Genomic DNA, 21,340 nt, shown 5'->3' with positions numbered 1-21,340 from the left:
GCAACTCTCAAAAATATTTTAAATCGAAATAATCAAATGAATAATAGTAAAGATTTAGGTTTCATTGTTTTAGGGATTTCCATCTTGCTTGGTCTGGCAACTCTGGGTTATCTGTTAAAAGATGCTGCTGTTGAATTCAAAAGTTTTGAGCGAACCGTAACAGTAAAAGGTCTGGCCGAAGAGGAGCACCTGGCAGATATTGTAATCTGGCCCATTCAATTTACAGAAGCAGGGAACAGTTTGGATGGAACTTATCAGGCATTGGAAAACAGTGCTGATAAAGTGCGTAGCTTTTTGACGGATAGCGGAATTGAAGAAGATGAAATCTCATTCTCAACACCGCTATTGACTGATCGATCCGCACAGCTTTACGGTGGCAACGAAAATTTTCAATATCGGTATATTGCATCTCAAACGGCCACAATCTACTCAGAAAATGTAGAACAAGTTCGAGAGATCATGAGTGGATTGGTTGATCTGGGAAAACAGGGTGTTACACTCAGCGGGAATGAGTATGAAATCCGCCCTGAATATATCTTTAACCGATTGAATGAAATAAAGCCTCGAATGATCGAACAAGCGACGAACGAAGCACGTCAGGTCGCCGAAAAGTTTGCCGAGGATTCCAACAGCCGGTTAGGTAAGATTAAAACGGCCTCTCAAGGGCAGTTCAGTATCATGGACAGAGACAACAATAATCCACACATTAAAAAAGTACGGGTTGTTTCTACGATTGTATACTACCTGTCGGATTGAGTTTGGTGGATTTTAAAAAGACCTGACAGGTTTTCAAAACCTGTCAGGTCTGAAGGGTTAGTAAATTTCACCCAATAGAATTCGCGGATCGGGATAGTGTTTCAATGCCTCTTCGAGTTCTTCATCCGAAACGACTCCCGGCATATCCGCCTCACCGGGATCTTCAATACTGATCTGATAATGCAGATGCGGAGGCCAGTTTCCATTCTCCTCTTCGGCTCCAAGTTCGCCAACTTTTTCTCCGGCTTCTACCTTTAGTCCCGGTTTTAGATGTGAGATGCTTTCAGGCGACAGATGGCCGTACAGTGCAAAATATATTTTCCCCTTCAGGGTATGCTTTAGAACCAGCGTTCCTCCATAATTCCCCTGCTGTTCATGATTTGCAAGGTAGGCAACCTCACCGGAAATCGGAGCAAAAACCGGTTCTCCGGCCGCTGCCCAAACATCAATGCCCATATGAATATTTCGGCGATTTTCGTATTGAGGTGCCAGGTACATGTTCTGTCGCTTCTCGCTGTAACCGCCAACTCCCCAACCGCCACTTTGTACAAACCGGGTCATTACCTCGGGATCATATCCGTTTGAAAAATCAAATACTTCATATTCATCCGGCAGGTTCATCACCGGTTTAATTTTTGTTTTAGTCATCAAATACTAAGACTAATCTTCTAATGGTGAGTTTCTATTAAAATCTCGGGCTTGATGAAGCACGCTTAAAACTTCAATTCTTTCTTTCGAAAAGTTTAAATAGTAGATAATTCTATAAGGATGATGAAAAACCTCACGTATTTCTTCCTGATTCATTTCAGGTACAATTCTTCCCGACAGTGGTGATACAGCAGCTTTTTCTGCCTGTGATATAATCTTCCTTAGTGTCTGCCTAGCATAAAATGGAGAATCCAACGCTATGTAAGCATAAATTTTATCAAGTTGATCTTCTGATTTTTCAGTCCAGAAAACCCTCATTTTTTTTCAAGAAATTTTTCTTTAATAACAGAGTGATCAACAACATTACCCTTCATTGAATCCTCTAAGCCATCTTCTATAGATTGGCGAACATAAATGCTGTACATCACATCATTCCAATCTGCATCATCCGGTAAACCATCAAGTAAGTTCGCCATCTCCTTTTTTAATTGAGGTAGATCCATAATTCTATTTTTAACACTTTAAAATGATGATTAGATAGAAATTCACGTCTATTTTAGACATTGTCTTAAATAAACAACGAATTTTAAAATAAAGCTATTACACAAAATAAAATATCAGACAGGGATTTTGGAGTTTCTCCGCATTTTAAAAAATCCATTTTACTTCATTTCTCGCTGAAATACACAAAAAAACATAAATCTCAATCCGCAACTCTTTTTTCGATATAGTCTGAGCTCATCAGACCGAGAGCCCCCATATATTTGAGCTTAAACCGAATTTCATCTCCCACCTTGTACCCTTCCGGATTGGTTCCCACATCCAGAATAAGCATGTCTGAGCTGGCATCCAGTATTCTTATATTTTCATTCACCGGAATCAGATAGTCGGGTTGTATATCAAGTACACCGATATCAATAATGGCTCTGTATGAAGTTTTTCCAAAATCATCCTGAGATACTTCAATCTTTTTCCCCTGAGGATTCACTCCCAGCTCGCCGGATGGGACTACGGGTTTCTCTGAAATTTCAATCACCTGAGTGTAGAGCTCCATCACCTGATCGCTCATACCCTCGATAACTCCGTCAGTGAATAGATCTTTTCCAAAAAAGAGTGCCTCTCCAATCCTGAAGTGGTTAATGCCATCAGGCAGCTGATCTCTCATCAAAAGAGGAATGGTAACCGTTGTTCCGCCCGATACCAGTGGAATATCCTTTTTAAACCGTAATTCAATAATCTGTTTGTAAAGTGCCAGCTGAATCAATTTATCACCATCAGGCATTACACCGTGCATGCAGTTCAGATTTGTACCCAGACCGATCACTGAAATTCCGGGGAGCTTAAACACTTTTTCATAAAAATTAATGAGATCCTCCCGCATCACCCCTTCACGAAGGTCTCCCATCTCGATCATGATGATTACTTTATGAGTTTTATTCTGCCTTTCTGCTTCTTCAGAAAGCTCATAAAGAGTTGAGAGTTCAGTGTTCAGACTCACATCTGCATACTTCACCACATCTGGAATGATATCCTTGGGTGGCGGTTTGATGTAGATGGTCATCGTATTGGAATTGATCTCCTTAATCCTACGAAGGTTGCTGATTCTGGAGTCGTGCACCTCCCCAATTCCCAGGTTAATCACCTCTTCCAGAAAAGCCCGATTCCCGCAGAGAAGTTTGGTTGTTATGCCCCACTTGACGCCATTTTTTTTGAATAGTGAGTCTAGAAACTCAAAATTGTGCTTCAGCTCACTTCGATATAATTTTACGTATGCCATAAATCAGTTCACAAAAATTCAATGTCAACAGTACGTCTTTTACAACAAATCTTACTTAACTATTGATCACTCTTTTTTAGTCTCATCTCAAGATATTTATTGGTGAATCCAAACTTCTCATAGAGAAATTTTGCAGGATTCTCGGGCTCAACATGAAGAGCAATATCGCCCTCAGTCTCTTCGATTATTCGCTTCATTAAGGATTTTCCAACACCCTGTCCCCTGGTTTTTTCATGAACTGCAATATACACCAAAATATGCTCGGGTATATAACCGCCCATGTTGGTATTATTGATGATAACGACACCCAAAATCTCATCTTTATCGTGGGCAACAAGGATAAAACCGCCCTGACCTTGTTTGTCTCCGTAAGCATAGGCGATACATTTCAGAATAGCCTCTCTTTCATCTCCATACTGATCCAGATGATCATAAAGAAAGTCTGCAATCTGATCCCTCGAAAACCGGGGTTCACTGTCTTTATCGTTTTTTATGATGGTATATTCAATGTTCATTTTATAAAATTTTGAATGATGAATTCGGAATGTTGAATTAGATTTTATCCAATTCAACATCCAATTTGAAAATTAATCATTTTTATTTTCATTCGTCATCAGGCTCACAGCAATGAATGAAATTGCCGAAGCTGAAATTCCAAATACGTTCGGGTCTAAATCATACGGCAGTTCTACTCCTGAATATCGTAAACCGATGGTTGTAAAACCTCCCACAAGCATCGCAGTCATGGCGCCGGTCGGTGTACTTTTCGACCAATAGAGCGCTCCAATTACAGGTACAAAAAGTCCCGACACCATAAAGGCATAGGAGTCAAGCATTAAATCGAGTACGTTGGTCATTGTTCCTGCCAGCAATAGCGCCAGTGCACCGATAATAAGTGTAACTACCTGAGAAAGTTTCACAAACTTAGAACTGTTGGGATCAAAAGGGGTAAATCGGCCAATAATATCCGTAACTACATTTCCTGAGGAAGCCATCAAGCAGCTATCCGCAGTGGAGAGAATTGCCGAAAAATATGCGGCCATCATCACACCTAAAAACCCTACCGGTAGCACAGTTCTTAATAACATGGGCAGGCCCGTTTCCGGATCCGTATCTGATATGTCGGCTGCACCCAAATATTCAAACATCCCCTGATCGGCTCCAACTTTTGCGAAAAGTCCAAGCAGAACACCTAAAAATGCCATAATTGGCCATTCGAACACACCGGCGAGATACCAGGCACGTTTTGCTGTTTTTTCGTCGTGGCAAGCATATATCCGCTGATAGAGAGTCATTCCAACAAACCAGATTGGGATGATGGTGACTGCCCAATAAACAAGCTGCTGCCAGCTAACATTGGTAAGTGACAACATCTCCGGATCAACAGTGGCACGGATCGCCTCCAAACCGCCAATTTCTATATAGGCAAAGGGAATCCCAACGAATATCAGCCCAATCATCAAAAGAGCCCACTGGATTGTATCGGTGTAAATGACCGCTTTCAATCCGCCCAGTACAGTATAGGCAACGGCAACCGTGCCCATAATGTAAAGAGCCATGGTTTGATCCAGGTCAGCAAATGTTCCACTTGCAAGTTTGGCGCCAGCCAGCATTTGTGAACTGGTAAATCCTGCATATCCAATTGCTGATATAATTGCAGCTACAAATGCCACATTCGGTGAGTAGTAGTGTTCAAATACCTGGGGAAATGTGTATGCGTTATCAAAAGCTCGATTCTGTTTTACTTTTGGAATCAAGAACACGGCTGCAAGCCAGGCGCCGATCAGGCCGGTAAACAGCATCCAGGAACCGGATAGGCCCATCACAAAACCGAGTCCTCCTAAACCAATGGAAAAACCTCCTCCCACATCTGTGGCCACCACAGAGAGCCCCACGTGGTAGCTCTTCATATTTCGTCCGCCTACATAATAATCATCGCCGCTTTTATTCCTCGTAAAAAAGAAATATCCAAATGCGAGCAGACCAACGATGTAGAGTATAAATATGGTAAGATCAACGGGATGCATGGAACACCGTTACGATTGGCTGTTGATCGGTGTACTCACTCATGACAGATAATTTAAAGTCAGATTGAAAAATTGCCCTTCTGTTTTCTAATACGCCATAAGGTAAGGGCTATGACGATGAGCTTCAAATTTGGATCCGGAATTCAGTGTACTGCCCCGCCGGGGCAGTGTCAGAAGTAACGTGCTACATTCTGTTACAAATATAATGCCCCGTCCGCGGTATTAATTGGCTGTGTCTCACTTTTATGATAAAAATATATTCCAAAAGAGCTGTATGTTTTTACATAATCTACTTGATATTATTCTGAGTTTCATATCAAATACTCTACCTGTTTCTCAATTGCTTGGCATTCTCATGCATAATGAAAATGCTCTGATGATACGTTCAGTTTGAGAAACACCTGTCTTCTGAAATAGTTTTGTGCTTCAACTAAAATACCCCACCCTACCCGGGCAGCAACCTTTAGTATTCACTTTATTATAATTATAGAAAATGCTCCGGAGGAGCAGTAGCTTTGTAATAAACCGCACTCCGAACTTCTCCCTGCACCGGAGATGCAGTACACCGCTTTAGTAAGCAACAGGTTTAAAGATAAACTTCTCATCATACTCCACACCATACGCCTTCAGTAACTCAATATACTCTTCCTGAAACGACTTCTTTCTGTGATGTTCTTTTTGATTCTGAATATAGCGATAAACCCTATCGATATGACTTCTGCTATAAGAAAACGCACCATAACCCTCCTGCCATCTGAATTTCACACGAACCAATCCATTGTCATTAATCCATTTTGATGTCTCTCCCTTGACTACTTTGATGAGTTCTGACATATGATCTACCGGCTGAAACCCAATAAACATATGAATATGATCGGGCATGCCATTAATGGCAATCATTTTATGTGATTTATTCTGAATAATTCCCGTCATGTACCTAAAAAGTTTAGTCTCCCAGTCAGGGTGAATGATACTTCTCCGGTTTTGAACGGCAAACACAAAGTGGATATAAAGTTGAGTGTACGTATCAGCCATAAGATCCTCCTTTTATTCTTTTTATAGTAAGAGGCTAAAAAGACGATTTCCTTACAGACTTTTTGTACTGCACCGCCGGGGCAGTTACTGTAGTGACGGGGCAGCTTCTTACAAATATAATGCCCCATCCGGGGCACAAAAAAAGACTGCATCTAGTTTTCTAGTTAGAAATTCTAATCTGTAAGGGATAAGCTGACATGAAGCCATAGTTTGGTATCAATCTAGGCTCCAACTCATATACCTACCCGGAGCACGAAGTAAAAAAAGCTATGAACAGCATCAAATAAACAAATTGAACACTTTTAAAGCATGAAAACACTATAAGTTGCTTTCTGAAATATTCCGAAGAGGATATATCTGAGTTAGATCAGAAGCTGTAACCTTACTTTAAAGGAGCAACAAATTTTAAAAAAAGAACCTCAGCCCTACCCTTGCTCCGGAGGAGCAGTAGGTTTGTACAAAAAACACGATCTTAAATCCTGCCTGCGCCGGAGGTGCAGTACCTCCTCTCGATATTGTATAAGATTACTAAATCTCCTTTTTGAGTAAAAACATCACCCTATGATCAAAATAAATTCAGTGTTTTAGATGTAGGTTTCCATGAGAAAAAAATACAATTAAATTCCAATCTCATGTTGACATGGTGAGATAGAAATCCTTATCTTAGGAGTCTAGTTGAGAGATAGTAATGACATCGTTCAAAACTCAACAACACATATTGACATCGCGGGGTGGAGCAGCTGGTAGCTCGTCGGGCTCATAACCCGAAGGTCGTAGGTTCGAATCCTACCCCCGCCACTTTAAAAAAAGCTCAATTGCTCGCGCAGTTGGGCTTTTCTTGTTTTAGGCTCCAACATCATGTTTACTGTATACATCCTACAATCGGAAAAATATGACAAAATCTATATTGGCTATACATCTAATCTTCGGCAACGATTCAAGGCTCATAACAAACTTGCCACGAAAGGCTGGACAGTTAAATACCGGCCATGGAAAATTATTCATACCGAACTGTACAAAACCAAGGAAGATGCTTTAAAAAGAGAAAATATGCTTAAGGGTGGACAGGGACGAAAATGGATTCGTGAAAATTTATTAAAGAGGTAGTTCATCGGGCTCATATCCGCCTGAGGCGGACGTTGGTTCGAACCAGCCACTTTTAGAAAAGCTCAATTGTTCACACAGTTGGGCTTTTTTTGTTTTAGGCCCCAACATCATGTTTACTGTATACATCCTACACTCGGAAAAATACGACAAAATCTATATTGGCTATACATCTAACCTTCAGCAACGATTCAAGGCTCATAACAAACTTGCCACGAAAGGCTGGACAGTTAAATACCGGCCATGGAAAATTATTCATACCGAACTGTACAAAACCAAGGCAGATGCCTTAAAAAGAGAAAAATGCTTAAGGGTGGACAGGGACGAAAATGGATTCGTGAAAACTTCATGAAAGGATAGCTCGTCGGGCTCTTATCCGCCTGAGGCGGACTTTGGTTCGAACCCACCACTCTTAAAAAAAAGCTCAATTGCTCACGCAGTTGGGCTTTTATTTTATCCAGACGTATTGAGAGGAAACAAACTCGCCTTTACCTTACCTTTCACTCTCAAAACCTACTCTTTAGGTTATACTGATCCGAACCAAATGTAAACTTTACATGCACGGTTCTCACCTATCTTTCAACTTTAAAACTTATAGGCATGGTTCTCTCATAATTTGTAAAGAAAATCGTTACCTGTCGCCCCTCAACAGGGTATTTGCTATCTTACGCACAAAGAATAACACAAAAACGACTTTTCAGATTTTATGCTTTCCACCAAAGATGCTATCAAACTCGAGGATAAATACGGAGCTCATAACTATCACCCCCTGCCGGTTGTTTTGGCAAAAGGTGACGGTGTTTATGTATGGGACCCTGAGGGAAACCGGTATTTCGATTTTCTTTCGGCGTACTCTGCCGTCAATCAGGGGCACTGCCACCCCCATATTATCGGAGCACTGAAAAAACAGGCTGAAACACTCACATTGACGTCACGTGCATTTTATAACAATGTACTTGGTGAATATGAGCAGTTCATCACAAATTTCTTTGGTTTCGATAAAGTACTGCCTATGAATACCGGTGCGGAAGGTGTGGAAACCGCCATCAAAATTTGCAGAAAGTGGGCGTACGAAGTGAAGGGAATCCCTGAAAATGAAGCGAAGATCATTGTCTGTAACAATAACTTCCATGGGCGGACTACCACCGTCATTTCATTTTCCAATGATCCGGATGCAAGCAAAAACTTTGGGCCTTACACTCCGGGCTTCGAAAAGGTTGAATACAACAATCTGGACGAGCTCGAAGAAGCTCTTAAAGGTGAAAATATAGCAGGCTTCCTCGTTGAACCTATTCAGGGTGAAGCCGGTGTAATGGTACCTGACGAAAACTATCTGAAAAAAGCTGCTGCACTCTGTAAAAAGCACAATGCCCTGTTTATTGCAGATGAAATTCAAACCGGTATTGCCAGAACCGGATCTCTGCTTGCCGTTTGCGGAAATTGTACGTGTCAGGGCAGTTGTGAACGCCAACCCGATCACTATGTAAAACCCGATATCCTGATTCTCGGAAAAGCACTTTCTGGCGGAGTCTATCCCGTTTCAGCTGTTTTGGCCGACAACGATGTTATGGATGTCATCAAACCGGGTCAGCACGGTTCAACATTTGGCGGAAATCCGCTTGCTGCCCGCGTAGCTATCGCGGCGCTTGAAGTAGTACAGGATGAAAAACTATCACAGAATGCCCGGAAACTGGGGGAAATCTTTCGGGAAGCCATGAATGAATTAAAGGATGAATGTGAACTCATCAATCTTGTTCGCGGTAAAGGGTTACTCAACGCCGTACAAATAAACGACTCTCCCGACAGTTCTACGGCCTGGAATCTGTGTGTAAAGCTGAAGGATAATGGCCTGCTAGCAAAGCCGACTCACGGCAATATTATTCGCTTTGCCCCTCCTTTAGTTATGAATGAGGAACAGCTTCAAAAATGCATTCAAATCATTCGGAAAACTTTCCTTGAATTTGAAGCTTAAAAGCCTCTACTTACCAACAAACTGGAGCTAAAAATTAAATTTTAAACAACACATTACATGAAAGGGATACAACCGAAAAACGTACGCTCAACTCTGCAAAAACATATCCTTGCTGATGGATATGAAATGGTTCTCGACCTCAAAAAAAGTAAGGGAGCTTACCTGCACGACTCTGCTTCCGGTAAAGATTATCTGGATTTCTTTACCTTTTTTGCATCTAATCCGCTGGGAATGAATCACGACAAACTTGCCGGAGATCCGGATTTTGTTGCCAAACTCGGACAGGTTGCAATCAACAAACCATCCAATTCGGATGTATATACCGAAGAGATGGCTCATTTTGTAGAAACATTCTCCCGTGTGGGAATTCCCGATTACATGCCCTATGCATTTTTCGTTTCCGGGGGCGCCCTCGCCGTAGAAAATGCCCTGAAAGTTGCCTTCGACTGGAAGGTTCAGAAAAACTTCAAAAAAGGTTATCGGGTTGAAAAAGGGCACAAAGCTCTCCATCTCGACAAAGCCTTTCATGGCCGCAGCGGTTATACGTTGTCATTAACCAATACCGATCCGAATAAGGTAAAATACTTCCCGAAATTTGATTGGCCCCGAATTCACACACCGGCTGCTAAATTTCCACTGAATGCAGATAATACAAAGCAGGTTGAGCTGGAAGAGCAACAGGCGCTGGCACAAGCTCGTCAATACTTTGAAACATATAAGGACGATATCGCCTGTATTCTTCTTGAACCGATCCAGGGTGAAGGCGGTGATAATCACTTCAGAGTAGAGTTTCACCAGGCCCTGCGTGACCTCTGTGATGAATTTGATGCTCTGTTGATCTATGATGAAGTTCAAACCGGTGTTGGCCTGACCGGGAAATTCTGGGCTCACCAATATTATGTGAAACCGGATATTCTTGCATTCGGCAAAAAAGCTCAGGTGTGCGGTATCCTGGCAAGTGACAGAATTGATGACATCGAAACCAACTGTTTCCACGTCTCATCCCGAATTAACTCAACCTGGGGCGGTAACCTCGTTGACATGGTTCGGTTCGACAGAATTCTTGAAGTGATTGAAGAGGATGAGTTGGTAAACAATGCGGCTACTGTTGGAAATCATCTGCAAGAACAGATTGAAGGCCTTTCAAATCAGTTTGAACATATCTCTAATCCACGAGGAAAAGGACTCTTCTGCGCAATGGACCTTCCAAACAGTCATGCGAGGAATGAAGTTGTCAAAGAGTGTATGAACAACAACCTCATGATTCTTGGCTGTGGAACTAAAACTGTGCGATTCCGTCCACCACTGACCATTAGTAAAGATCAGATTGATGAGGGAATCGACATCATCAAAAAGAGTTACAAAATAGCTATTGAGAAGTGCCCGGTTGTTGGATAGTAAGGATATTATTCGTGGCACGACTTGGAGTCGTGCAACGAATTAGATTGAAACTTTGAGTAATTATCCATCAGACCGCTAAAGTCGGTCAGATAGGTTAACACATCTTATTTCATCCGTCTGAACGCTTGGTGCGGTCAGACGGATTTTTTTATACCATCTGGTGGGATTCGGGCTGAATCGTGATTTCGTTCAGAACTGAATCATCCGGTTGTGAAGCGGAGTAATAGACCGCCTTTGCCACTTGTTGTGGAGTCAGCATCTTATCCTTTTGAACCCGCATGTCAATATTTGGATTCTCCCAAAAATCAGTGGCCACTCCACCTAAAAAGAGTAGTGAAAATTTAATTCCTGACCGTTTATTCTCCTCTACCAACGCCTTGGTAAACCCAGTTACAGCAAATTTTGAAGCAGAATAGACGGAGGTATTTCTCATCACCGCTTTTCCTAAAATTCCCGGAAACATGATGATTCGTCCTTTTTTGGCAGTTGCCATATATCTTGCGATGGTTTGAGTAACCAAAAATGTTCCATAGACATTTACATCAAATACCTCTTTGGCGTCATCCGGTTTAATATCGAGCAGAGGCTGGATCAAACCCAATCCAAATGCATTCACCAGCACGTCAATTTCTCCCAGGTTCTCATTTACCTCACGAGCCATATCCGATACGGATCCTAAATCGGTTACATTCACCTCAATTGCGAATGCTTCCCCTCCATTATCATTAATCTCTTTAGCCTTCTCCTCAGCTTTTGCTTTATCACGGGCGGCCAATACCACCTTTGCTCCTGCTTTAGCAAACAGATCCGCAGATGCTTTTCCAATACCACCTGAACCGCCAACAATAAGTACAACTTGGTCTTCCATAAAATCCTTTTTGTTTTAAAATTTTCACTTCTCTCAATTCGATTGAAATATAAATCGTTCGTTGAAATCCTAAATATTCCACTTCCTTGCTTTATCAGATCCGGAGATTTTTTTAAAAATCAGTATTTCATGGTATTGCTGATGTTCAACTGATTAAGTAGTGTAAAAACTGTTAAAGCATTTACGTCAAACAAGTTAGAGGGAAATTGGATCATGAAAATTGTGAAATGGGGGTTAAACACGATTGCCGTTCTGATACTGATCATTCTGATTGCATCATCGGTAGTCTATCTTATAACGGAAAGCCATAGAAACAGGACATACCGGGTCGAAGTAGAACCTTTGGAAATCGACAATAGTGTAGAATCCATAGAGCGAGGGGAGCATGTTGCAACAATTCGAGGCTGCATCGATTGTCATGGTGAAAATCTGAAAGGGGATGTTTTCATTAAAGATCCGATTGTCGGACAATTTATTGCTACAAACCTTACAAGTGGGGAGGGAGGTATTGGGAATAGTTACTCAGACGAAGACTTGATCAAAGCCATCCGGCATGGAGTAAATCAACAGAATAAATCCGTCATCTTTATGCCGTCTCATGAGTACAATCAGATCGATTCAAAAGATTTAAGCTCCTTAATTGCTTATATCCGAAACCTGGAACCGGTTGATAATGAGCTTCCTGAATCAAAAATAAATCTCCCCTACCGGTTAATGTATCTGCTGGACAGTGAAATCCATCTCTTTCCGGCTAAGTTGATCGACCACAATCTGCCGGTTCCCGAACCCGTAGCTGAACGTTCACCGGCAGAACTTGGGAAGTACCTTGCCGCTACCTGTACCGGATGTCATGGTACCGGATTTTCGGGTGGAAAAATACCGGGCGTGCCTCCGGATTGGCCGGCTGCAACCAATTTGACACCTGCCGGCTCTATGGGAAACTGGACAGCCGACGACTTCCTCCAAACAATGAGAACCGGTATTACGCCTCAGGGCAGGGAATTGCCAAAAGAATATATGCCCTGGCAAGTCTTTGGCACTATGACTGATGAAGAGCTGCAGGGGCTGTTTGCATATTTCCAATCTTTACCGGCCAGAGAAACAGGGAATAGGTAAAATACCTGAACAATTTAAGCCGGTCTTACTATCATCGATAATAGAATCAACTTAGCAATGGATTACTGCTCCATAGCCTTTGGAAGAGTCGACTCATAGACGTCAGTAATTTTTGATACCGGTAAGTTCACAGTCTGGTTTATCGTGAATGTATTCCCACTCACAACACCAATAGCATGAAACGGAACGTTACTTTTGCCCATTTCAGCTTCCAGTTTAGCCACGTTTTCTTTGTCTACCGTAACAACAATTCCTGATTGTGCTTCACTGAAAAGAACTTCATAAGTTCCGCCACTCATTTTTTCAAGGGACACGTCAGCCCCAAGTCCGGAGTGAATAGACATCTCGGCAAGCGCAACTACTAAACCGCCATCCGATAAATCATGAGCCGCGTTCACTACTTTTGAATGAATCAGATTCAGAACCGTCTGTTGCAAATTCACTTCCAGATCAAGATCCAGCTCCGGAGCATTGCCGGTAGTGAGACCATGCACCGCTTTGATATATTCTGATCCTCCCAATCCTTTTCTATCCGCACCGAGATAATAAATTATATCTCCTTCATTTTTAAACTGAGGTGTCATGGTGTGATTTTCGACATCCTCAATCAACCCTAACATTCCGATCACCGGAGTCGGGAAAATGGCTCCGTTCGGGTTCTCATTGTATAAACTTACGTTTCCTCCTGTTACCGGAGTATTAAGCGCACGACACGCATCTCCCATGCCGGCCAGTGCCTCGCTAAATGTCCAATACACTTCCGGTTTGTAAGGATTCCCAAAGTTGAGGCAGTTGGAGATTGCCACAGGCTTTGCGCCACTGCAAACCACATTCCGCGCAGACTCGGCAACTGCAATTTGTCCGCCTCGTCTTGGATTTAGGTAAACATATCGGCCGTTACAGTCGGTTTTCACAGCCAAACCTTTCTTAGTTCCCTTGATCCGAATCACACCGGAATCCGAAGCACCGGGAGCGTTAACAGTATTGGTTCGAACGGTAGTATCGTACTGCTCATGAACCCATCTCTTGGACGCCACATTGGGAGAGGCCAGTACTTTCAAAAATGCTTTATTTACATTTTCCGGATGTTTTAGAGAAGAAAAGTCGAAATTTTGAACTTCATCTATGTAAGCCGGCTTTTTTCTTTCACGTTCATATTGAGGAGCACCTCCGCCCAATACCAGAGAATCGGCAGGAATTTCCGCTTTTACTTCACCGTCTTTGATGTAGGTCAGTTTATCCCCTTCAACCACTTCACCGATAACCACGGCATTTAGGTCCCACTTTTCAAATACGTCAATAATTTCCTGTTCGCGTCCTTTTTCAGCTACTACCAGCATTCGCTCCTGGCTTTCGCTGAGCAGTAGTTCATAAGCGGTCATGCCCTCTTCGCGCATCGGCACTTTATCCAAATCGAGGCGCATTCCCTTTCCGCCCCGCGCCGTCATTTCAGACGAAGAACTTGTAATTCCGGCAGCACCCATATCCTGCAGTCCAACAATAGCGCCGGTTTTCAACGCCTCGAGACTCGCCTCAAGCAACAATTTTTCAGTAAACGGATCGCCTACCTGAACACTCGGCCTCTTCGCCTCACTCTCTTCGCTGATCTCTTCGGATGCAAATGTTGCCCCATGGATTCCATCCCTTCCGGTACTTGCTCCCACAATCAGTACCGGGTTTCCAACCCCTTCGGCAATGGCCGACGCCGTTTCTCCGTGCTTCACAATCCCAACGCTCATGGCATTAACCAGCGGATTACCTTCGTAAGCTTCATCAAAGTAGATTTCACCGCCTACGGTTGGAATTCCGAAAGAGTTACCGTAATCAGATATTCCCCGCACAACTCCATCCAGTAAATATCGAACACGCGGGTTATCCATCGATCCAAATCGCAGTGAATTGAGTGAAGCTACCGGACGAGCACCCATGGTAAAAATATCTCGGTGAATTCCACCTACACCGGTTGCAGCTCCCTGATATGGCTCTACTGCAGATGGGTGATTGTGACTCTCAATTTTAAACGCACACGCCAGTCCATCGCCAATATCCACCAGTCCAGCGTTTTCTTCTCCGGCATCAACCAAAAGCTGATCACCTTCGCGAGGTAATTTCTTGATCTCCAGAATTGAGTTTTTGTAAGAACAGTGCTCACTCCACATCACCGAATAGACACCCAGCTCCGTAAATGTTGGCATTCGGCCTAAGAAATTCTTGATCATTTCAAATTCTTCCTCATTGAGGCCATGTTCTATGGCAAGATCGAGCGTAACTTCAGGTTCTTTAGGGACAGTTGTAGACATGTGAACTTTTCTGTGATTATGAAATTTGATATGGTCGTAAAGGTAAGAAAAGTTCAGCTTTTGATCTCTCTAAATCCATCATTTAATATGTGATTACAAAAAATCTGAGAAGGTTTACTTGAATTTGAATTCACAACTGCTTTTCATGATCAATTTGAATATTTTATGTTTGCTCGATAAAACCATAAATGACAAATCAAACTTATGGACCCTGTCTATTTTGATAACGCCGCCACCACTCCGGTTGACAAAGAAGTTCTCGAAACAATGCTGCCCTACTTCAACTCTCAGTTTGGGAATGCAGATGCTGCCCACCAGATTGGCCGGAACTGCAAAGTTGCTGTAGAAGACGCAAGGGAGAAAGTTGCCAAACTCTTAAATGCGGAACCATCTGAAATTATTTTCACCAGCGGCGGTACCGAAAGTGATAACGCTGCCATTAAAGGTGTTTTTTCCGCACTGGGTCCGGCCGGAAAAACGGAGATTATCACATCTCCAATCGAGCACCACGCCGTTACACATCCGGCCGAAGCTTTAAAAAGGCAAGGCGCTAAAATCATTTATCTGAAGCCAAATAGTGACGGAGTTATCACGGCGCAACAAGTAAAGGACGCCATTACCGACAAGACAGCTATCGTCTCCCTGATGCACGTCAATAATGAAATCGGATCGATCAACCCAATTAAAGAGATTGCTGACGTTTGTAAGGAAGCAGGCGTCCCCTTCCATTCCGATACGGTTCAAAGTATCGGTAAAATTCCGGTCGACGTAAAAGAAATTGGCCTGAATATGCTCAGTATCAGTGCTCACAAACTTTATGGTCCAAAGGGAATTGGCATACTCTATGTGAAAAACGGCACCCCCTGGATTCCCTGGCTGCAGGGTGGCTCTCAGGAGCGACGCCGGCGTGGAGGAACTTCTAATGTACCCGGAGTAGTGGGCCTCGCCAAAGCGATGGAGCTGAGTATTGAAAACATGGATTCCAATACCGGAAAATTCCGGAAACTAAGGTCATCACTACTTGAAGGACTTAAAGATAAGTTCCCCAATCAATTTGTGATTAACGGCCCCGAAAATGAAGGTGTTCCACACATCTTAAACATCGGATTTAAATCCAACACGGATCAGGGACTGGATGGAGAGATGTTACTTTTGAACCTGGATATTGAGGGTATTTGTGTCTCTAATGGGTCGGCATGCACATCAGGGGCAACTGAGCCTTCACATGTTCTACTTGAAGTTGCGAAAAATGAAGCCCTGGCCAACTCCAGTATTCGTATCAGCTTTGGCAAACAGAATAACGCAGAGGAGGTTGCATTCTTTCTGGACAAACTGGAAGGTGTTCTCGATCGAATGTTAAAGGTAGCGTCCTGAAAATGAACATCTGCGTCTATTGTGGGTCATCACCCGGAAAGAACAATGTTATCATTGATCAAGCCAAAGCATTTGGGAGAAGTCTGGCCGAAAAAAATCATAACCTCATTTATGGCGGATCCTCCCTGGGAATAATGGGTGCCATAGCTGATGCAGTTATGGTAAATGGTGGAGAGGTGATTGGGGTAATCCCTGAAAATCTATTCAGCAAAGAAGTGGCTCACCGTGGAATTACCCGATTGATCACCGTTAAGGATATGCATCAGAGAAAATCTCATATGGCTGAACTCGCTGACGCATTTGTGGCCTATCCCGGAGGGTTTGGCACGATGGAAGAGCTCTTTGAGATTATTACATGGAATCAGATTGGAATCTTAAATAAACCCGTCACCATAATGAATATTGACGGATACTATGATCCGTTGATTGAAATGATAGATCATGCCGTAGAAACCGGTTTTATTAAACCTGCCAATCGAAAAATAGTGCAAGTTGCCGAAACGATAAATCAATGTTTCGAGTTTTGTGAGCAAGCGTAACCGAAATAAGAAGTTCAGATATTTACTATCCGGATTCATACTCTTGACTCTCATGGCTTTGATTTTCCCACTCCAGGGTTCTCGTCCGTCCAATTTTACATCCGATGCCGATCATCATAAACAGATTGAGCCTTGCCCCGATTCCCCAAATTGCACATTGGTTTCCAAAACCTATTCTCAGGAAACAGAGACACTATTTCCTGCTGTATCAGATGTTCTAAAAAACCTGGATCCATATCAGCTCAGTTTAATCTCTGATGAGCATCGAATTGAAGCTGTTTTTAAAATTCCTCTCTTCGGCTTTAAAGATGACGTACATATTCTTGTAGAAACAAAACCGAGTGGATCCATACTCCATATCCGAAGTGCAAGCAGGGTTGGACACTCCGACCTGGGGGTAAACAGACGCAGAGTAAAACAGATTCTGGACAAAATTGAAGCAACTCTTAACCATTCTAATTAAACCATTTACGTCGTGCCTAAATTATCTATCAACATTGGTATCCTGTTAATCATACTGGGATTTTTTTCATACATCGCAACTGAAATGGTGAGTTTTACCGCACTCATCCCATCTCTATTTGGGATCGTATTTGTAGGGCTTGGGTTACTGGCTAAAAAGTCTGACAACATGCAAAAGCATTCGATGCATGCGGCAATGCTGCTGGCGCTTTTGGGATTGGGCGGTTCATTCACCGGATTGCGTCAGATCACAGTGGCTCTTTTTGGTGGGGAAATGCCGGTCCGATTTACCGCAGCTTCCAGCCAGGCGGTAATGGCTGTACTCTGCATTTTCTTTCTCGCTTTTGGAATAAAATCATTTATTGATGCAAGAAAGAATAAGTAGGAATTGATTAAGAATACCGGGCAGTTTTTAAAATTTGCCCGGTTTAAAATCAGGCTTGATCTCCTTCGAAAATATCTTCGATCAGGTGACCGTATTTCTTCTCAATAATTCTTCTTTTCACTTTCAGAGTCGGAGTCAGCTCTCCCGTTTCAACAGTGAATTCGTTGGGAATCAACCTAAAATCACGCAGCTTCTCATGTGAGGCAAGCTCCTTGGAAAAGGAACGGATCTCTTTGTTGTAAAGATTTTGAACAGCTTCATTTTGAAGAAGCTCTTCAATTCCTGAATATTTGATATCGTTCTGTTTGGCATACTTTTCAATAGCTTCAAAGTCCGGAACTATCAGGGCAGCCATATAACTTCGTTTCTCCCCTACAACTACCAACTGATCAATCCATGGACTTGTTTTAAACATATCTTCAATAGGTCCCGGGTAGATATTCTTACCCCCGGCATTTACAATCATATGCTTAATTCGATCGGTGATTTTCAGGCGACCGTTTTCAAACTTACCCACATCACCGGTATGCAGCCAACCCTCCTTATCAATCATCTCATTTGTGGCTTCCTCATTTTTCCAGTAGCCTTTCATTGTGTTCGGGCCTCGATTTAGAATCTCACCCTCTTCAGATGTTAGATCTGAGGGGTAATCTTCTCCGCTCAGCTGCGCTATAATCTTGCTATCCTCCAGGCGCTGAATACCCACAGTTACGCCATTGATAACCTTACCCACGGTACCCATCTCCTCTTCACCATATCGGTTACAACACATCACCGGTGAGGTTTCAGTCAATCCGTATCCTTCCAGAATATTTAAGCCGGCTGACATGAAAAATGTACCAATATCGGCCGGAAGTGCAGCTCCACCGGATACGAAAAATCGAATATTTCCGCCGGTACGCTGTTTTAGTTTGTCAAAAACCAGTTTATCAGCAATTTTCTTTTGCATACTAATTAACCCGCGCTCGCCCTGCCAGTATCGTTTACCAATATCCAGTGCCCACTCAAAAATGGATTGCTGAATAGCCGAACCCTCTTTCACATTACTCATCACTAGGTTGTAGATCTTTTCAAAGAGCCGTGGCACACTAATTACAATTGTTGGATGAACCTCCAGCATATTCTTGGCTACCGTATCCACGCTTTCTGCGTAATAGATCTCGGCTCCTCCCGCCATCATCGCGTAGTATCCGCCTGTTCTCTCAAAAGAGTGGCAGAGCGGCAAAAACGACAAACAGCGGTCAGTCTCGCCAATACTAATCGCCTCGTGAGCCGATTTTACATTACTAACAATATTTCTGTGAGTGAGCATCGCCCCTTTCGGATTCCCCGTTGTTCCTGAAGTATAGATGAGCGTGGCTACATTTTCAGGTTCTGCTTCCAATGCCCGTTTTTTAATTGTCTCACTATTTTTAGGCTCAGACTTAACGCCATCAACACAGACTGTATCAAAGAGTGAAACAAAATCATTCTCCATATACTTCTGTACTTTTGGCTCATCAAATGCCACCACATGCTTCAGGTCCGGACAGTTATCAAAAACCTCTACCGCTTTTTTCAGCTGGATACCGGTTGACACAAAGAACAATTTTGCCTCGGAATCTTTCAGAATAAATTCACACTGTTTAGGAGGCAGAGTTGTATAAAGAGAAACATTGATTGCACCTACCATCTGAATTGCCAGGTCTACAATTGCCCACTCGTACCGGTTCTCACTCAAAATGGCTACACGGTCATCTTTTTCGATGCCAAAATCGATCAAATAACTGGCCAATGCATTCACATCGTCGCGTACCGTACTCCAGGTAACCGTTTTATAATCGGCATCAGGTGCCGGTTTAAAAGCAAAAGCAGTTTTAAGAGAATTTTCGTATTTTTGAACTAGATTTTGATAGAGTTCCGTCAGAGTTTCAAAAGCAACGAGCGTTGGCATATCTTTGAATTTTGTTAACTGGTAGATTGCTGTTAAGATAACATATTACCCAAATATTATAGGGTTATTAATTATCCGGGCAATTTCATTTAGTTTTTGTGGTTCTGATAATACATATTAAATTCGACTCTATTCAAATACATTCACTGCAGAATTAATTTCGTACCGCTATGGCACATCCGGCCCAGGAAGAAACAATTACCTTAGTAAAAGAAATTTTCAGAACCTATCTGAAAGAGAGAAACCAGCGTCAAACACCGGAACGGTTTATGGTATTGGAAGAGATCTACCGCGCAGAAGGTCACTTCGACGCAGATGATATCTTTTTCAATATGAAAAATGCGGGCACCCGGGTGTCGAGGGCAACGGTTTATAATACACTGGATCTTTTGATTGAATGCGGTCTCGTACAGCGACAGCAGTTCGGAAAGAATCAATATTACTATGAACGATCGTATGCTTACCAGCAGCACGATCATATGATCTGCAAAGAGTGTGGAGTAGTCATTGAATTTTGTGATCCCAGAATCCTGGAGATTCAAAAGTTAATGGAGCAAATTCATGACTTTAATGTGGACGGACATTCACTTCACCTGTTTGGAACATGCCGAGACGAAGAAGCTTGCCAAAAGAGAAAAGAGAGCGGTGATAAGATCAAATCATTAAAAAAGGAAGAAGCTTAAACCACTTCTCACTTCTTTAGAAAAACCCGGTTTGGCAATCACTATCATTGCGAAGAGTACGATTTTCAATTTGTGGTATAAACCTTGGTTTCTCTAATAAATTTGCGTGCAGCCCACCGGCTTCCCCACCACCCCATGATGATAGCAAGTAAAAGAACGGCCGCCAGTAAGAAATACCATCTTCCAAATGGCCAGGATAGTACTCCCAGCTGTGGCACAATTTGAGGCACAACCCACTCAAACAGAATATAGATTATTGAGGCAGCAAGTGTACCTGCTATCACACCCTGGAAAATCCCTTCAATTAGAAAAGGCCGGCGAATAAAGCTGTTTGTTGCACCGACTAATTTCATGGCTCGAATCAGGTCGCGTTTGGCATAAATTGTTAAGCGGATTGTGTTGAAAACCAAAATCATGGCCACAAAAAGGATAAAAGCCCCGATTGAACTGCCTATGATAAACAGTGTCTCCGTTCTGGACTCCAGCGTTTGTAGCAGTGCCTGATTGAATCGTACTTCATCTACCCCGCGATAGTCAGACATCTGCTGAACAAGAGAGTCAATTTGAGCAATTTCAGCATTCTCATTCACTTTTACCTTAAAGGATGCCGGTAAAAACTGAAGGTCTGCCAGTGCATCACTGCCGATACCAAAATCCTGCTGAAAAATTTTCGAGGCGCTGTCTCTTGAGATATAAGAAAGTTCTGCTACGATTGTCTCTTGTTCAATTCTATCTCTGATCTCCTGCGTTGTCTGATCGTCTACATTTTGCAGAAAAACTTCAACTTCCACCTGCTGTTTTAAAATCTGTATCACTTCAAATGCATTAAAACCAACCCTTGATAGAACTCCTACAAGTAGCACCGCAACAAAAAGTGAAAATATCGACGTAAATGCCGCCAGGCGTGCTCGGCTTAATCCGGCTACTCCTTCTTTTAATACATATCCCAAGCTCATGTTT

22 protein-coding genes and 1 tRNA gene are annotated in these 21,340 nt (G+C 42.6%); 12 read left to right on the top strand and 11 right to left on the bottom strand.

What is annotated here, in order from left to right:
- Nucleotides 1-36 precede the first annotated feature (36 nt).
- Entirely contained in the window at nt 37-756 is a 720-nt protein-coding gene (locus CWD77_RS13425) for an SIMPL domain-containing protein (RefSeq protein ID WP_101074099.1), read from the top strand.
- Between the two features lie 57 nt (nt 757-813).
- Here the strand turns inward: CWD77_RS13425 and CWD77_RS13420 are convergent, their stop codons facing one another.
- From CWD77_RS13420 to tnpA, 7 genes are all read right to left on the bottom strand, one after another.
- Nucleotides 814-1,404, bottom strand: coding sequence for a peptidoglycan DD-metalloendopeptidase family protein (locus tag CWD77_RS13420; RefSeq protein ID WP_101074098.1), 591 nt, complete (start codon nt 1,402-1,404; stop codon nt 814-816).
- A gap of 12 nt (nt 1,405-1,416) precedes the next feature.
- Complete coding sequence (locus tag CWD77_RS13415; protein WP_101074097.1) at nt 1,417-1,722, bottom strand: type II toxin-antitoxin system RelE/ParE family toxin; 306 nt, start codon at nt 1,720-1,722, stop codon at nt 1,417-1,419.
- The gene (locus tag CWD77_RS13410) at nt 1,719-1,907 is read right to left on the bottom strand and encodes a hypothetical protein (RefSeq protein WP_101074096.1); all 189 of its coding nucleotides are present in this window, start codon (nt 1,905-1,907) and stop codon (nt 1,719-1,721) included. Before CWD77_RS13410 ends, CWD77_RS13415 begins: the two co-directional genes overlap by 4 nt.
- Before the next feature lie 200 nt (nt 1,908-2,107).
- Nucleotides 2,108-3,181 carry an alanine racemase gene (locus CWD77_RS13405; RefSeq protein WP_101074095.1) on the bottom strand — a complete coding sequence of 358 codons (1,074 nt, stop codon included), beginning with the start codon at nt 3,179-3,181 and terminating at the stop codon, nt 2,108-2,110.
- 59 nt (nt 3,182-3,240) lie between these two features.
- Entirely contained in the window at nt 3,241-3,696 is a 456-nt protein-coding gene (locus CWD77_RS13400) for a GNAT family N-acetyltransferase (RefSeq protein WP_101074115.1), read from the bottom strand.
- 72 nt (nt 3,697-3,768) lie between these two features.
- Entirely contained in the window at nt 3,769-5,208 is a 1,440-nt protein-coding gene (locus CWD77_RS13395) for a sodium:solute symporter family protein (protein ID WP_101074094.1), read from the bottom strand.
- 570 nt (nt 5,209-5,778) lie between these two features.
- Nucleotides 5,779-6,243: an IS200/IS605 family transposase gene (gene tnpA / locus CWD77_RS13390; RefSeq protein WP_101074093.1), complete on the bottom strand. Its 465-nt coding sequence runs from the start codon at nt 6,241-6,243 to the stop codon at nt 5,779-5,781.
- A gap of 725 nt (nt 6,244-6,968) precedes the next feature.
- Here tnpA and CWD77_RS13385 point away from each other — a divergent pair.
- From CWD77_RS13385 to lat, 5 genes are all read left to right on the top strand, one after another.
- Nucleotides 6,969-7,041 (top strand) — tRNA-Met (locus CWD77_RS13385).
- 60 nt (nt 7,042-7,101) lie between these two features.
- Nucleotides 7,102-7,350: a GIY-YIG nuclease family protein gene (locus CWD77_RS13380; RefSeq protein ID WP_101074092.1), complete on the top strand. Its 249-nt coding sequence runs from the start codon at nt 7,102-7,104 to the stop codon at nt 7,348-7,350.
- Between the two features lie 109 nt (nt 7,351-7,459).
- Nucleotides 7,460-7,699, top strand: a complete 240-nt coding sequence (locus CWD77_RS15845; protein ID WP_206018028.1) for a GIY-YIG nuclease family protein — start codon at nt 7,460-7,462, stop codon at nt 7,697-7,699.
- Between the two features lie 354 nt (nt 7,700-8,053).
- Nucleotides 8,054-9,319, top strand: coding sequence for an ornithine--oxo-acid transaminase (gene rocD, locus CWD77_RS13370; RefSeq protein WP_101074091.1), 1,266 nt, complete (start codon nt 8,054-8,056; stop codon nt 9,317-9,319).
- 57 nt (nt 9,320-9,376) lie between these two features.
- Entirely contained in the window at nt 9,377-10,717 is a 1,341-nt protein-coding gene (lat, locus tag CWD77_RS13365; RefSeq protein WP_101074090.1) for an L-lysine 6-transaminase, read from the top strand.
- A 151-nt stretch (nt 10,718-10,868) separates the two neighbouring features.
- Here the strand turns inward: lat and CWD77_RS13360 are convergent, their stop codons facing one another.
- The gene (locus CWD77_RS13360; RefSeq protein WP_101074089.1) at nt 10,869-11,588 is read right to left on the bottom strand and encodes an SDR family oxidoreductase; all 720 of its coding nucleotides are present in this window, start codon (nt 11,586-11,588) and stop codon (nt 10,869-10,871) included.
- Between the two features lie 213 nt (nt 11,589-11,801).
- Between CWD77_RS13360 and CWD77_RS13355 the strand changes: the two genes are divergently transcribed.
- Nucleotides 11,802-12,704 (top strand): cytochrome c, encoded by a 903-nt coding sequence (locus tag CWD77_RS13355; protein WP_101074088.1) that lies wholly within the window; start codon nt 11,802-11,804, stop codon nt 12,702-12,704.
- 62 nt (nt 12,705-12,766) lie between these two features.
- Here CWD77_RS13355 and purL read toward each other — a convergent pair whose 3' ends face one another.
- Nucleotides 12,767-15,004: a phosphoribosylformylglycinamidine synthase subunit PurL gene (purL, locus tag CWD77_RS13350; RefSeq protein WP_101074087.1), complete on the bottom strand. Its 2,238-nt coding sequence runs from the start codon at nt 15,002-15,004 to the stop codon at nt 12,767-12,769.
- Nucleotides 15,005-15,208: 204 nt separating this feature from the next.
- Between purL and CWD77_RS13345 the strand changes: the two genes are divergently transcribed.
- From CWD77_RS13345 to CWD77_RS13330, 4 genes are read left to right on the top strand one after another with little or no spacing between them, the layout of a single operon-like run.
- Nucleotides 15,209-16,378 (top strand): cysteine desulfurase family protein, encoded by a 1,170-nt coding sequence (locus CWD77_RS13345; RefSeq protein WP_101074086.1) that lies wholly within the window; start codon nt 15,209-15,211, stop codon nt 16,376-16,378.
- A 2-nt stretch (nt 16,379-16,380) separates the two neighbouring features.
- Complete coding sequence (locus CWD77_RS13340; RefSeq protein WP_101074085.1) at nt 16,381-16,917, top strand: LOG family protein; 537 nt, start codon at nt 16,381-16,383, stop codon at nt 16,915-16,917.
- A complete protein-coding gene (locus tag CWD77_RS13335; RefSeq protein WP_133120239.1) occupies nt 16,904-17,380 on the top strand; it encodes a DUF1499 domain-containing protein in 477 nt (158 codons plus the stop codon). Before CWD77_RS13340 ends, CWD77_RS13335 begins: the two co-directional genes overlap by 14 nt.
- Nucleotides 17,381-17,392: 12 nt before the next feature.
- Entirely contained in the window at nt 17,393-17,764 is a 372-nt protein-coding gene (locus CWD77_RS13330) for a hypothetical protein (RefSeq protein ID WP_101074083.1), read from the top strand.
- A 49-nt stretch (nt 17,765-17,813) separates the two neighbouring features.
- Here the strand turns inward: CWD77_RS13330 and CWD77_RS13325 are convergent, their stop codons facing one another.
- Nucleotides 17,814-19,697: an AMP-dependent synthetase/ligase gene (locus tag CWD77_RS13325; RefSeq protein ID WP_101074082.1), complete on the bottom strand. Its 1,884-nt coding sequence runs from the start codon at nt 19,695-19,697 to the stop codon at nt 17,814-17,816.
- Between the two features lie 170 nt (nt 19,698-19,867).
- Here CWD77_RS13325 and CWD77_RS13320 point away from each other — a divergent pair, with 170 nt between their 5' ends.
- Nucleotides 19,868-20,380 carry a Fur family transcriptional regulator gene (locus CWD77_RS13320; RefSeq protein ID WP_101074081.1) on the top strand — a complete coding sequence of 171 codons (513 nt, stop codon included), beginning with the start codon at nt 19,868-19,870 and terminating at the stop codon, nt 20,378-20,380.
- Nucleotides 20,381-20,445: 65 nt separating this feature from the next.
- Here CWD77_RS13320 and CWD77_RS13315 read toward each other — a convergent pair whose 3' ends face one another.
- Nucleotides 20,446-21,336: a cell division protein FtsX gene (locus CWD77_RS13315; RefSeq protein WP_101074080.1), complete on the bottom strand. Its 891-nt coding sequence runs from the start codon at nt 21,334-21,336 to the stop codon at nt 20,446-20,448.
- Between the last annotated feature and the right edge of the window lie 4 nt (nt 21,337-21,340).

Origin of the sequence: Rhodohalobacter barkolensis (genome assembly GCF_002834295.1) — a bacterium.
GTDB lineage: Bacteria > Bacteroidota > Rhodothermia > Balneolales > Balneolaceae > Rhodohalobacter > Rhodohalobacter barkolensis.
This window is presented reverse-complemented; position numbering and strand designations above follow the sequence as displayed.

Coding starts and splice junctions, on each gene's coding strand:
- CWD77_RS13425 (WP_101074099.1), top strand. CDS start 37: ATGAATAATAGTAAAGATTTAGGTTTCATTGTTTTAGGGATTTCCATC.
- CWD77_RS13420 (WP_101074098.1), bottom strand. CDS start 1,404: ATGACTAAAACAAAAATTAAACCGGTGATGAACCTGCCGGATGAATAT.
- CWD77_RS13415 (WP_101074097.1), bottom strand. CDS start 1,722: ATGAGGGTTTTCTGGACTGAAAAATCAGAAGATCAACTTGATAAAATT.
- CWD77_RS13410 (WP_101074096.1), bottom strand. CDS start 1,907: ATGGATCTACCTCAATTAAAAAAGGAGATGGCGAACTTACTTGATGGT.
- CWD77_RS13405 (WP_101074095.1), bottom strand. CDS start 3,181: ATGGCATACGTAAAATTATATCGAAGTGAGCTGAAGCACAATTTTGAG.
- CWD77_RS13400 (WP_101074115.1), bottom strand. CDS start 3,696: ATGAACATTGAATATACCATCATAAAAAACGATAAAGACAGTGAACCC.
- CWD77_RS13395 (WP_101074094.1), bottom strand. CDS start 5,208: ATGCATCCCGTTGATCTTACCATATTTATACTCTACATCGTTGGTCTG.
- tnpA (WP_101074093.1), bottom strand. CDS start 6,243: ATGGCTGATACGTACACTCAACTTTATATCCACTTTGTGTTTGCCGTT.
- CWD77_RS13380 (WP_101074092.1), top strand. CDS start 7,102: ATGTTTACTGTATACATCCTACAATCGGAAAAATATGACAAAATCTAT.
- CWD77_RS15845 (WP_206018028.1), top strand. CDS start 7,460: ATGTTTACTGTATACATCCTACACTCGGAAAAATACGACAAAATCTAT.
- rocD (WP_101074091.1), top strand. CDS start 8,054: ATGCTTTCCACCAAAGATGCTATCAAACTCGAGGATAAATACGGAGCT.
- lat (WP_101074090.1), top strand. CDS start 9,377: ATGAAAGGGATACAACCGAAAAACGTACGCTCAACTCTGCAAAAACAT.
- CWD77_RS13360 (WP_101074089.1), bottom strand. CDS start 11,588: ATGGAAGACCAAGTTGTACTTATTGTTGGCGGTTCAGGTGGTATTGGA.
- CWD77_RS13355 (WP_101074088.1), top strand. CDS start 11,802: ATGAAAATTGTGAAATGGGGGTTAAACACGATTGCCGTTCTGATACTG.
- purL (WP_101074087.1), bottom strand. CDS start 15,004: ATGTCTACAACTGTCCCTAAAGAACCTGAAGTTACGCTCGATCTTGCC.
- CWD77_RS13345 (WP_101074086.1), top strand. CDS start 15,209: ATGGACCCTGTCTATTTTGATAACGCCGCCACCACTCCGGTTGACAAA.
- CWD77_RS13340 (WP_101074085.1), top strand. CDS start 16,381: ATGAACATCTGCGTCTATTGTGGGTCATCACCCGGAAAGAACAATGTT.
- CWD77_RS13325 (WP_101074082.1), bottom strand. CDS start 19,697: ATGCCAACGCTCGTTGCTTTTGAAACTCTGACGGAACTCTATCAAAAT.
- CWD77_RS13320 (WP_101074081.1), top strand. CDS start 19,868: ATGGCACATCCGGCCCAGGAAGAAACAATTACCTTAGTAAAAGAAATT.
- CWD77_RS13315 (WP_101074080.1), bottom strand. CDS start 21,336: ATGAGCTTGGGATATGTATTAAAAGAAGGAGTAGCCGGATTAAGCCGA.